Below are 11,910 nucleotides of genomic sequence, written 5' to 3' on the forward strand. Positions count from 1 at the left end.
GTGATTCGGCGAATCTCAGCAATTCGGAGCGGATATCCTCGTGAGGACCGATAATTACTGTCCGAGCTCAGCAGTGTATTCTCCTGAACGTTCACACGGTTCACACTGTGTAAACATTTCAACAACGACAGTCCAACGAGATCTCCATCAAACGTGACGGGTGAAATGAACCTTTGCAGAGCGACGCTCACCGCTGAATTACGGTGATGTCAGCGACGTATTCACTCTCGAGTTTTCCCATCAACCCGATCCATGATCGGATAATGCTATCGTAGGCCATAACGTTGCACTGTATTCACCGTCTAGACATTCTACACATTGTAACCAATTACACAGAACGGGCAACCTTCAAGCACCACACATTGTACACGGTCCTAAAATTTTACACAGTGCAAACATTTCACACATAACACAAATTCTATACACAATAGACATCCCACACATAATAGACATTCTACACTTCGCATACCGTGTACACGGAATGTCCATTTCCTATCAAATCTCATGAACGAGCGCCATTACCGGTCGAACACCTTAGTAAACCAAAACGATTGGGGCTCGAGGCGAATATTCAAGGTTCCGTGACAGAAGTATTCACATAATGAACGAGGCGCGCGCGAATGGGGGTGTGCTACAGTGAGTGAACAAACGACTCGAGAGGTCGTCGTCGGCGAGGCGTCGGACGGAACGGACGTCACGATTCCCGTCGTCGAACTGCTGACCGGGCGAGGGTTCGTGACCGGAAAGTCCGGGAGCGGGAAATCGAACACCGCCTCGGTGATCGCCGAGGAACTGCTCGAGGCCGGGTATCCGTTGTTGATCGTCGACACGGACGGGGAGTACTACGGTCTCAAAGAGGAGTATGAAATGCTCCACGCCGGTGCGGACGAAGAGTGTGACATCCAGATCGGCCCGGAACACGCAGAGCAAATGGCGTCGCTCGCACTCGAGGAGAACGTCCCCGTTATTCTGGACGTCTCCGGCTACCTCGACGAAGACGTCGCGAGCGAACTGCTCCGGGAGACGGCTCGCCAGTTGTTCGTCAAGGAAAAGAAACTGAAGAAACCGTTCTTGCTCGTCGTCGAGGAAGTCCACGAGTACATCCCCGAGGGGGGTGGAATGGGAGAAACTGGAAAACTCCTGATCAAGATCGGTAAGCGCGGGCGAAAACACGGGCTGGGAATCCTGGGGATCAGCCAGCGGCCCGCCGACGTCAAGAAAGACTTCATCACGCAGGCGAACTGGCTCGTCTGGCACCGGCTAACCTGGGAGAACGACACCAAAGTCGTCGGTCGAATTATCGACAGCGAGTACTCCGAACTCGTCTCGGAACTGGGTGACGGCCAGGCGTACGTCCAGACCGATTGGAACGATGTCGACGTTCGGAAGATCCAGTTTCGACGCAAGCGCACGTTCGACGCCGGCGCGACACCCGGCCTCGACGATTTCGAACGACCGGAACTCAAATCAGTTTCCGACGCCCTCGTCGGCGACCTTCAGGAAATCTCCGAGCGCAAGCAACGAGAGGAAAGCCGCATCGAGGAACTCGAGCGAAAACTCGACAAGCGCGACGACCGAATCGAGGAACTCGAGGAGGAACTCGCGAACGCACGTGACATCTCGAGCGTCGCCCAACAGATGGCCGAGGCCTTGCAAAATCCGGACACCGTCCAGACGGAACTCCCCCAGTCGAACGACGAAATTCGCCGATTGCACGACGAACTGGTCGAACTCGAAACGAAACACGAGGAACTCGAGGACCAGATTCAGGAGAAAAATCACGTTATCGATATCCTCGAGGATAAGCTTCAGGCCCAACGCGGTCGAACGGAAAACCTCGCCAAGCGAAATAGCGCACTAAAAGATCGAATCGGCGAACTCGAGGAGGAGTTCGATGGGAGCCCACGGGAGGAATCGATCGTTCAGGCCGATGCGGACGACTTCGAATTCGGCTACGCGGACGTCGAAGACGGGTTGACGGTCGCAGACTCACAGATTATCGTCGCAAACGAAAAGCAGGACGTCGACGAACTGCTCGAGACGACGGCTATCGATGACCGCCTCACCGTCGCTTGCGATCAGTCTCGGTGTTCACTCGAGACGAGTCGCATGGTGATCAAGGCGTTGGCCGAATCCGGCCCGCTAACGACTATCGAAGTGGGAAACCGCGTGGATCGGTCGCCCGTCGCAGTACAGAGTCTGCTCTCTGAGCTCAGAACTCAGGGGGTGCTCGCTCGGCCGTCCGAACGAGCGTATCAACTGGAGGATGAAATCCTCGCTGCGCTGACGGCGACGACAGAAGAGGAATAAGAACTACCGGGCGGGGCCTGGAATACGTGCTTTTTTTAGGAAAGGATCGATAACAGAGTGGGTATCAACGAAGGGCGTCACCAACGGCCTCGATAGCGGACGACTCGATGTGTTGGTGGACCGGAAGGACGACCGTCGACCGCGAGAGCAGGTTCGAGGTTTCGTACGCCGGATTGTCCCGAACGGATTCCGACAGGCGCGGCCACGTGTTGGCCCCGTCAACACCCAGTTGCTCTAGTTGCCGGATGAACTCGGATGAGTCTGCTGTGCGGACGGGAAAGACCTGCGGGCAAACGCCCTCCGGCATCGAATCGAAAATCGGGACGACGTCGGATCGGGAATCGAGAACCTCGTTCCACGTGCGAAAATTCTCGCGTCGGTTGGATCGGATCGATTCGGGGTCTGCGTCCGCAAATACCCGATGAGTCAGTTTGGACATCTGCGATTTCTCGTTCTCGTATCGGTTTCGAGGGGATGCCGTCACTCGTCCCAACCCGCTTCCGGAGATGAGTGTGTCTATCGATTCACGAACGCGAGTGTTTCGATCGAACAGTTCGAATGCGATCGATTTAAGCAGAAACTGACAGTCGCTGACGTCGAGATGTTCCCGAACGCCTTCGTACGCTGATGGAGCGTAGTCATCGACGATAGCAGTATCGTTGAGATACAGTACGGCACCGTTCGGAACCGGGAACTGCTTCCAGAGACTCGTTATCCCGATATCACCGTCGGTTCCGAGCAATGTCCCATCGTGCATACTCAGCGGTGAGTGAGCGTTATCGTCGACGTGATAACAATCGTACTCGTCAGTGAGCTCTGCGATCGTCTCGAGACCGGGTTGTGGAAAGCCGAAATAGTTAACCGAGACGATCGCGGCAGTATCCGAGTCGATCCGGTTGCGTATATCGGAGACGTTCGGATGGAGGGACTCCGTAACGGCGTAGAATCGTGGCTCAAGTCCGATTTCGACGATCGGTTCTGCGACTGCATCGGGGAGGTACGCGGGAATAAGGACGTTTTGACTGGCCACCGAGATCGTCTCGAGGCCGTCACGAAGCGCAACCTTTCCTGCACCGTAAAAGGCATACTCCGTAGCGAACTGTTCGATAAGTGACTCAAAATCCGCAGGATGATGGCTCGATAGCGACCAAACGGAGAGCGACGGTGTTGCACTGATCATAGATCGAGCACCATGTCGACGATCATACGAGGTCCCACCACGTACGGAGTACTGAACGGTCACCGTCTTAGTGATTGTGTGGGTACCAATTTCTCAGCGGACACAGGCACTCCCTACTGTCGTATACCCCAACTCGGGAGTGAAGCAAAGCTGGTGAGAAGCGTGTCCCTACGCCTTCCCAGCCATCGCATAACAAAGCCGAAAACGGTTAACTGCGAGGGTATGGAAGGTACGGACGACGATTGTGAACTCCTCGTCATCGGCATTGACGCCGGCTGTCTCCCGGTATTGCAGCCGTTATTCGATTCTGGAACTGCACCGACGTTACAACGACTCGTCGAAGGGGGATCGAGCGGTCCCCTCGAGTCGCAGATTCCGCCCTGGACGGCCAGCGCGTGGCCGTCGATCTACACCGGAAAGAACCCGGGAAAACACGGCGTCTTCGATTTTCTATCGTTCGACGGCTACGATTGGGACGTCGTCAATTCCTCACACGTTCGAGAGCGAGCGGTGTGGGAACTCCTCAGTGAAAGCGGCATCTCGAGTGTGGTCGTGAACGTCCCCGTTACGCATCCGCCGCGAGAATTCGACGGCGCACTCGTTCCGGGAATGACGGCTCCGGAAGATCCGGACTGTCACCCGAACGGAATCCTCGAGGACATCAAAGAAGAATGTGGTGGCTACCAGGTGTATCCACAGGGCGGGAACTATTCCGACGGAGAAATCGCCGGCTACGAGGAAACGATCGAACGGCGCGGCGAGGCGTTTCGATACCTCTGTCGACGCTTCGAACCCGGGTTCGGGTTCGTCCAATTCCAGCAAACCGACTCCGTCTTCCACGAACGCCCCGGCGATGCGGAGGCGATCGAGGCAGTGTACGGTGCCGTCGATCGAGAGATCGAAAAGACGCTGGAGGCGGTCGACCCCGAGAACGTATTGCTCGTCAGTGACCACGGAATGGGAACGGTCGAGGGCCACGAATTCCGCGTCAACGAGTACCTTCGAAACCGCGGAGACGTAGTTGGTCAAAGCGGCGGCGAAGGAATGCCGGACTGGTCACAGGCATGGCGAAACGACCTCCTGGACGGAGATGAGCCCGGCGATCACAAGCCGGGTGCGATCGAACGCTCGATGAATCTCGCCGCCAAGTTCGGAATTACCACGCAGCGGGCCGCGAACACCCTCGAGATGGTCGGGTTGAAAGAACCGATCGGGAAGCGAGTTCCGAACGATATGATTCGTGCGGCCAGCGAGCAGGTGGACTTCCCGAATTCGACCGTCTACGTCCGCTCGAAAAGCGAGCTCGGTCTCAGGATCAACCTCGAGGGACGCGAACCGAACGGGCAGGTGCCGTCCGAGGAGTACGAGTCGTTCCGGTCCGAGCTGATCGACGAATTGCGAGCCCTGCGAACGCCCGACGGTGAACCGATGTTCGAGGCGGTAGAACCGCGGGAGACGTACTTCCACGGCCCGGAACTCGAGAACGCGCCAGACATCCTGACCGTTCCGGCCGGTTTCGACAACGCCATCGTCGCCGACCTCGAGAAAACGGAGTTCGGCGAGCCGATGGAGCCCTGGAACCACAAGCGGACAGGTATCGTCGCCGCTGCGGGTTCGGCGTTCGACGAGGGCATCACGCTCGAGGATGCGACGATTTTCGACATCGCCCCGACGATATGTACGTTGTTCGATGTCTCCATCGACACGGCGATGGACGGCGAGGTTCTCCCCATCGTCGACCCGGGTGATGAGACGGAGTATCCGGCGTACGAACCGGAACCGATCACGGCGACCGAAGACGGAGCTGTCGAAGATCGACTCTCCGATCTCGGATATCTCTAAGATGAGCATCGAAATCAGCGTCCTCGACCCGGAGGCAGACGCGTCCGAGTGGAACCGTTACGTCGAGCGGTCCCCTGGAACAAACCCGTTCTTTCGAGCCGAGGCCCTTGAGTTGCAGGCGGCGGATTCGGGGACGAAGCCACACCTCTTGGCCGGATTCAAAGGACAGGAAGCAGTCGGGCTCTTCCCGATATTCGAGTACAACAAGGGGCCGATCACGGGGGTGTTCTCGCCGGCCCCGTTTTCCTGGTCGTGTTATCTCGGCCCCGCACTGTTGAACGTCGACAAACTCAAACAGCGCAAAGCTGACCGACGAACGAAACGATTTCTCGACGGCTGTCTCGAGTGGATCGAAACCGAACTATCGCCCGTCTACAGCAAATTCGTCGCCGCCGAATTTCCCGACGTTCGCCCGTTCACCTGGAATGAGTACGATGTCGCACCCGGCTACACGTACGTCCTCGATCTCGAGCGGTCGACTGACGACCTGTTGGATCAGTTCAGCAGCGACGCGCGGTCCAACATCCGAAACGCCCCGGAGGACCAGTACGTCGTCGAAGAGGGGACGATCGACGATATCGACCGCATCGTCGATCAGGTCCGGTCGCGCTACGAGAGTCAGGGACGATCCTACCAGATGAACAACGACTTCGCACGTGCGTTATACGAACTGCTTCCGGACGGGGCGATACGGCCCTACGTCTGCCGCGTCGAGGGAGAGTTCGTCGGGGGCATTCTCGTCGTCGAGTCCCAGACGACGCGGTACAGATGGCAAGGCGGTGTGAAACCGGATATGGACGTGGACGTCTCGATCAACGACGTCCTCGATTGGCACGTGATTCGAGACGGCGCGGAGGACGGCCTCGAAGCGTACGACCTCGTCGGTGCGGGCGTGCCGAGTATCAACCGGTACAAAGCGAAATTCAACCCCGAACTCCAGTCCCAGTATACCATTACGGACGGCTCCTACGGGATGGACATCCTGATCGATCAGTATCGAAAATTCCGATAGGGTTCGATCTCGCAGTTTCTCGAGCCTCTTCTCTGGCGACATTCAGGACAACTCGAGCAATCCCGTACTCGGACAGACGGTTAGCACTCGCCGATTTGGTACACCGACTGTCGTGCGTCGTCGAGGCTGACTCGGCTATCGACGATCGCCTCGTTCTCGAGCTTTCGTAACCCGTATCGGACCGTCCGCGAACAGAGACGCGACTCGGCGACGATCTCCTCTTGGGTCATCGGGCCCTCATACTCGAGTACCTTATAAACCAATTTCGCACTCGGTGAAAGCGCCGTGAGGGCCGATTCGCCGCTCGGAGTGTCGACGCTGGATACTCCCTCTCGAACGTCCGTGGTGTTGGATGAGGTCATTGTGGTGTTGATCGACGGGCGAGCTAGCTGCTACCGAGAGCGTTCTCGACCGATCCCGTCCGCTCGAGAGAAACACCAACGCGAGAGAATAATACCGCTTTGGTCGTTCCAATCCGTAGGTGGCAACTACAAATTTGGAGCGTGCACAAGTCGGAATTCGAGGCCAGTTCGGAACACGCACTCGGTCGCTCTCAAGGCGTACACACGTCGAGGTTTCTTTGAACTTCAGGGCACCGAACCTCGCGGACGACGAGATATCGAGTCGATCGGCCGAAACCAGACCGTAAACGAATACGTGAGACGAAACTGACCAACAGCCGCCGTTCACCCTATCGGTTAGCGCCGTCTGTCGACCAGCGACGAGCCGAACGTGAAAACGAAGAGACACGCGACCGCCGAGTAGTCAGAACATAGTAACGGCTGTACGAACACAGTTTAGTGTATGTTCGGAACCAGTGGCATTCGCGGTCGCGTCGGCGACGACGTGACAGCAGGACTTGCCCTCGAAATCGGCCGCGCGCTCGGCTCGAGTGGATACGATCGAATCGTCGTCGGTCGGGACAGCAGAGCGAGCGGCACGATGTTGCTCGACGCGCTCGCCGCCGGGATCTGTGAGTGCGGTTCGGACGTCCTCGAGATTGAGGGAGAGATCGCAGCCACGCCGACGGTCGCTCGAGCAGTCGGCTGGGCCGGTGCCGACGCCGGAGTCGTCGTCACAGCGTCTCACAATCCGCCGGAGGACAACGGAATCAAACTCTGGACGCCGTCGGGGAAGGCGTTCGGCCCTGACCGTCGGGCGACTATCGTCGAACGGATCGAATCGGAAGCGTACGAGTTTGCTGCGTGGGACGAGACGGGGAGTCGAACGACGCTTTCGGGAGCGATCGAATCACACGCGTCGGCGGTCCGCTCGAGCGTCGACGTGTCGGAACCCGTCTCCGTCGTCGTCGATGTCGGAAACGGAGCGGGACAAATCACGGCCGGCGTGCTTGACGATCTCGGGTGCTCAGTCCAGACGCTAAACGCCCAACCTGACGGCGCGTTCCCCGGACGGCCAAGCGAGCCGACGGCCGAGACGCTCGGGGCGCTCGAGACGTTGGTCGGAAAAAGCGACGCGGATCTCGGGGTCGCCCACGACGGAGATGCCGATCGGATGATGGCCGTCGACGAGACCGGAACGTTCGTCCCGAAGGATTCATTGCTCGCGCTGTTCGCTCGAGAGGAAGCGAGCGATGGCGACCGCGTCGCGGCACCCGTTGACACGAGCCTGGCTGTAGAGGATGCACTCGCCGATCGGGGTGCCTCTCTGGTTCGAACGAAGGTTGGAGACGTGTTCGTCGCCCAACGGGCAACCGACGATGACGTCGTTTTCGGAGGAGAACCGAGCGGGGCGTGGATCTGGCCCGAGGAGACGCTCTGTCCGGACGGACCACTGGCCGCGTGCAAACTCGTCGAGCTGGTCGCGGCCCGAGGCTCGCTTTCGGAACTCGAGGCCGAGATAGACACGTATCCGATTCGACGCGGTACCATCGAATCCGACGAAAAAGCATCCCTCATGAAGCGTGTCGAAAGACGTGTTATCGACGACTACAACGACGTCGATACCCGCGATGGCGTCCGTGTGGAAACCCCGAACGGGTGGTTTCTGCTTCGTGCGAGTGGAACACAACCCATCGTTCGAGTTACGGCACAGGCCCGCAGATTCGAGCGGGCCGCGGAACTATTCGACGAGGCAACCGAACTGGTTCAAACGGCGTAACGACACAATACAGCGCCACCCCTTGCACGAGATTCGTATCGCAGTGTTGGCTCACCGAGTTGTTGATTCGACAGGAGTTACAACCTCGTACGGACTACCGAGTGCGAACGGCTCGCTATCGAACTTCTTCTGGAATGTAATCAGACGTCTTCATCTCTCGATACGTAGAGCAGTCGGGGCAGGCGTGGACGACATCTCGGTTGTCCCCGAACACACGGGCGAACTGACGTGTAACCTGGTTACCACAGGTGACACAACGCGGTGCTGTCGTCTGTTGGCCGGCGGTCATCGGCGTCCACTTGGTTTCGGTTGATTCCGTCGACATCATCCCTCCATTTCTACAGGATACTATTTACTATAGGCTGCATAACGGAGACTGCTTTCGAGAGATTTTATTTCTGTCCTCGTTAATAACACCAAAACAGTGTTCGGAATTCTAGGTCGTTACCGTCCCTATCTGCAGAAATTCAATATTTCCGAACCGTAATCCGTTATTTCACCCCGTTTTGAGCCAACAGTTCCGACCGATTCGATGTGATCAATTCCGTCTCCGTTCGAACCGGTACAGTCAAGTCTGGGAGCCAAACGGGTCGCCGCCACTTCCGTCCGCTTCCGTGGAAACGCCGATGCGCTCGTTTGCGACAACGGTCGTGTTTATCAGGTGTTGAGTTTATACCGTACTGGTTGCCTTCTAGATATGGAGGGCAGTCCCAAGCCTATCAACGGGAAATCCCTCCGGTACCGATTCCGACGTCGACCGAGGACGCGAACCCCGCACACACACCACAGTACGGAACGGGACTATGGGGGTAGTCTCGAGTCGTGCTATGGTCACCAGCGTCCTCGATTCGACCCAACGGGAACCATGCTCTCCGGGATGAAAAGACGACGAAGAGAAACGCAACTCAACCCTGGTAAGCGATGGCCATGATAGTTTATGCGTTAGAAAAGAAGCTTCTATGCGGAATGAAGAATTGTACCCCAAATCACGGAGTGTAATACGAGTTCTCCCGGTTTACTCGACGGTGACGCTCTTGGCGAGATTTCGGGGTTTGTCGATCGGGCGACCCAACTGATCTGCCGCATAGTAAGAGACGAGTTGGAGTTGGACGTTCGCGAGAAGCCCGGCCAGTGCAGGATCCGTTTCGGGAATTTCCAGATGTTCGTCGGCCATTTCGGTCGCTTCGTGATCTGGCGGACAGAGCGCGATCACCGGCGAGCCGCGGGTCTGGGCTTCCGCTGCATTTTTCATCGTTTTCTCGTCCTCAGTTCCCGTGAAGACGGCAAACAATGGCGTATCCGGTGTGACAAGCGCGAGCGGGCCGTGTTTCAGTTCACCGGAGGCAAATCCCTCGGCGTGCTCGTACGTGATCTCTTTGAACTTCAGGGCACCCTCGAGTGCGACGGAGTATCCGAGCCCTCTTCCGATGAAAAAGTACGATTGGGAGTTACCGTACCGCCGGGCGACCGACTCGGCCTGAGATCGCTCGAGGATCGTTTCGATCCGCGCCGGCATCGAATTCAGCGCCTCGAGGAGCGATCGAAGATCCGTCCGGGGCTCACCCGTAATATCCGCTGTGATTCGTTGGGCCAACAACACGAGCATCACGGCCTGGGAAGAGAACGTCTTCGTGGCTGCCACACCGATTTCCGGACCGGCCCTGATGAGAAGCGTCTCGTCGGCGACGCGAGAGGCCGTCGAGCCGATTACGTTGGTGACGGTCAGCGTCTTGGCTCCAGCGGCATCCGCACTACGAAGTGCGTTTAACGTGTCTGCAGTCTCACCGCTCTGTGTAACCGCTACCACCAGCGTGTTGTCGTCGATCGGCGGTGCAGAAACCGAGTATTCGTTAGCGAGTAACGCCGTTGAGGATATCCCCGCCTGGTTGAGCGCCGTCGATCCGTACAGCGCCGCATGATACGAAGTCCCGCAGGCGACGAACTGAACGGCATCGACGTTCTCGAAGGTCCCGGGCTCGAACCCCTCGAGGTCGATCGACCCCCGGCCGGGATCGATCCGCCCTTCGATCGCCTGAGCGATCGACGTCGGCTGTTCGTGGATTTCTTTGAGCATGAAGTGCTCGTACTCGCCTTTTCCGGCCTGTTCGGGGTCCCATTCGACAGTTTCACGCTCGCGGTCGATTTGGTTGCCTGCCAGATCCGTGTACTCGATGCCGTTACCGTCGACGATGACGACGTCTCCGTCTTCGAGATAGACGACGGTGTCCGTGTACTCGAGAAATGCGGGCACGTCGCTCGCGAGGAAGAAGCCGTCGTCCTCGATACCCACGACCAGCGGCGATCCCTGGCGGGCGGCGTAGAGAACGTGCTCGCCCGACCGCATCGCCGCCACCGCGTAACTTCCCTCGAGTTCATCTATCGCGCGTCTGAATGCGGGTTCAGTGTCCATGCCATCATCGATGTACGACTGGATGAGGTGGGGAATAACCTCGGTATCGGTCTCGCTCGTGAATTCGTGACCCGTCTCGGCGAGTTCGGCTTTGAGCGTCGCGTGGTTTTCGATGATACCGTTATGAACGACGGCGATATCGCCGACGTGGTCGGTGTGAGGATGGGCGTTTTCGTCGGTTGGCGGACCGTGCGTACTCCAGCGGGTGTGGCCGATTCCGACAGCTCCTTCGAGCGGGACATCGTCGATCGATCGTTTGAGATCCGCAACCTTTCCGGATCGTTTCTGGACGTCGATACCACTGCCGTTCTGGACTGCAACTCCCGCCGAATCGTAGCCGCGATACTCGAGGTTCTCGAGACCCGTAAGCAACGGATCTATCGCACTTCCATCGCCCACGCGGGCGATTATTCCGCACATTAGTCGCTCACCTCGGAGACGGCCTGTCGATCAAACTCGGGAGGGAAATACAGTCGCGAAGACGGACACCAGTTTGCGAGGGTCTTTCCGGGATCGAGCGGTTGTACTCGATCGCCAGCAACGGTCGTTCGTTTCATAATCGGATAGCTGTCCGCGGCAACTATTCGGGATGGGACGCGTGACGCGGACATGACTATAGCACAGTCCAGCCCAGCCCATTACTATAGATCCTCTAACTCCGAGCGTAGCACACCTGTAACGCGCGCCTATCGATCGTTCAATTCGAACGGAATCGTTTCCATCACTCTCGACACATCAACGGAACGCGGTATCTCCCAGTCGGAACTCGACCTGTTTGACCGATAGGGAAACGGTTGTCCACTTCGCCTTAGCGGCTGACTCGGGGCTCAGTAGGAGAAATTTACACTCCGTACGAAATCCGAGTATGTCGTGACAAAACACGATGGTGAACGAATAGATGTGGAGTTTGGCCGGCCTACTCTCCTGTTGGGAGTGATTTCGGCGCACGCAATTTTACTCGCCTCACCGACCTGCACGAAGAACGCACGCGATGAGAGGTCCTCGAGCGTAGAAAGGGTACGCAGTCGATAGTAA

At 57.7% G+C, this 11,910-nt stretch carries 9 protein-coding genes; 4 read left to right on the forward strand and 5 right to left on the reverse strand.

Translation table 11 applies throughout. The annotated features are described in order from the left end of the window. The first annotated feature begins 636 nt into the window (after window positions 1-636). Window positions 637-2,310 (forward strand): ATP-binding protein, encoded by a 1,674-nt coding sequence (locus ACYQ14_RS00440; protein WP_459883696.1) that lies wholly within the window; start codon window positions 637-639, stop codon window positions 2,308-2,310. 64 nt (window positions 2,311-2,374) lie between these two features. On the opposite strand, the gene ACYQ14_RS00445 is transcribed toward ACYQ14_RS00440, so the two are convergent. Continuing rightward, on the reverse strand, window positions 2,375-3,490 hold the full coding sequence (locus ACYQ14_RS00445) for a DegT/DnrJ/EryC1/StrS family aminotransferase (RefSeq protein ID WP_459883699.1): 1,116 nt from the start codon (window positions 3,488-3,490) through the stop codon (window positions 2,375-2,377). A gap of 222 nt (window positions 3,491-3,712) precedes the next feature. On the opposite strand from ACYQ14_RS00445, the gene ACYQ14_RS00450 reads away from it, so the two are divergent. Together ACYQ14_RS00450 and ACYQ14_RS00455 are read left to right on the forward strand one after the other, a co-directional pair. Continuing rightward, the gene (locus tag ACYQ14_RS00450) at window positions 3,713-5,332 is read left to right on the forward strand and encodes an alkaline phosphatase family protein (protein WP_459883702.1); all 1,620 of its coding nucleotides are present in this window, start codon (window positions 3,713-3,715) and stop codon (window positions 5,330-5,332) included. A gap of 1 nt (window position 5,333) precedes the next feature. Further along, entirely contained in the window at window positions 5,334-6,344 is a 1,011-nt protein-coding gene (locus ACYQ14_RS00455) for a lipid II:glycine glycyltransferase FemX (RefSeq protein ID WP_459883704.1), read from the forward strand. 80 nt (window positions 6,345-6,424) lie between these two features. On the opposite strand, the gene ACYQ14_RS00460 is transcribed toward ACYQ14_RS00455, so the two are convergent. After that, complete coding sequence (locus tag ACYQ14_RS00460; protein ID WP_459883707.1) at window positions 6,425-6,706, reverse strand: MarR family transcriptional regulator; 282 nt, start codon at window positions 6,704-6,706, stop codon at window positions 6,425-6,427. Window positions 6,707-7,148: 442 nt separating this feature from the next. Here ACYQ14_RS00460 and glmM point away from each other — a divergent pair, with 442 nt between their 5' ends. Beyond that, a complete protein-coding gene (glmM, locus tag ACYQ14_RS00465) occupies window positions 7,149-8,465 on the forward strand; it encodes a phosphoglucosamine mutase (protein ID WP_459883709.1) in 1,317 nt (438 codons plus the stop codon). Window positions 8,466-8,580: 115 nt separating this feature from the next. Here glmM and ACYQ14_RS00470 read toward each other — a convergent pair whose 3' ends face one another. The 3 genes from ACYQ14_RS00470 to ACYQ14_RS00480 form a co-directional block, all read right to left on the reverse strand. Then, window positions 8,581-8,790: a DUF7563 family protein gene (locus tag ACYQ14_RS00470; RefSeq protein ID WP_283838317.1), complete on the reverse strand. Its 210-nt coding sequence runs from the start codon at window positions 8,788-8,790 to the stop codon at window positions 8,581-8,583. 690 nt (window positions 8,791-9,480) lie between these two features. After that, on the reverse strand, window positions 9,481-11,295 hold the full coding sequence (gene glmS / locus ACYQ14_RS00475; protein ID WP_459883712.1) for a glutamine--fructose-6-phosphate transaminase (isomerizing): 1,815 nt from the start codon (window positions 11,293-11,295) through the stop codon (window positions 9,481-9,483). Further along, complete coding sequence (locus ACYQ14_RS00480; RefSeq protein ID WP_459883715.1) at window positions 11,295-11,432, reverse strand: hypothetical protein; 138 nt, start codon at window positions 11,430-11,432, stop codon at window positions 11,295-11,297. The genes glmS and ACYQ14_RS00480 overlap by 1 nt, the downstream gene beginning before the upstream one ends. Window positions 11,433-11,910 lie beyond the last annotated feature (478 nt).

This window comes from Halostagnicola bangensis, from assembly GCF_054653435.1.

Bases quoted from the DNA above. Each gene is read 5' to 3' on its own strand.
- ACYQ14_RS00445 (WP_459883699.1), bottom strand. From the start codon at position 3,490: ATGATCAGTGCAACACCGTCGCTCTCCGTTTGGTCGCTATCGAGCCAT.
- ACYQ14_RS00450 (WP_459883702.1), top strand. From the start codon at position 3,713: ATGGAAGGTACGGACGACGATTGTGAACTCCTCGTCATCGGCATTGAC.
- ACYQ14_RS00455 (WP_459883704.1), top strand. From the start codon at position 5,334: ATGAGCATCGAAATCAGCGTCCTCGACCCGGAGGCAGACGCGTCCGAG.
- ACYQ14_RS00460 (WP_459883707.1), bottom strand. From the start codon at position 6,706: ATGACCTCATCCAACACCACGGACGTTCGAGAGGGAGTATCCAGCGTC.
- glmM (WP_459883709.1), top strand. From the start codon at position 7,149: ATGTTCGGAACCAGTGGCATTCGCGGTCGCGTCGGCGACGACGTGACA.
- ACYQ14_RS00470 (WP_283838317.1), bottom strand. From the start codon at position 8,790: ATGTCGACGGAATCAACCGAAACCAAGTGGACGCCGATGACCGCCGGC.
- glmS (WP_459883712.1), bottom strand. From the start codon at position 11,295: ATGTGCGGAATAATCGCCCGCGTGGGCGATGGAAGTGCGATAGATCCG.
- ACYQ14_RS00480 (WP_459883715.1), bottom strand. From the start codon at position 11,432: ATGAAACGAACGACCGTTGCTGGCGATCGAGTACAACCGCTCGATCCC.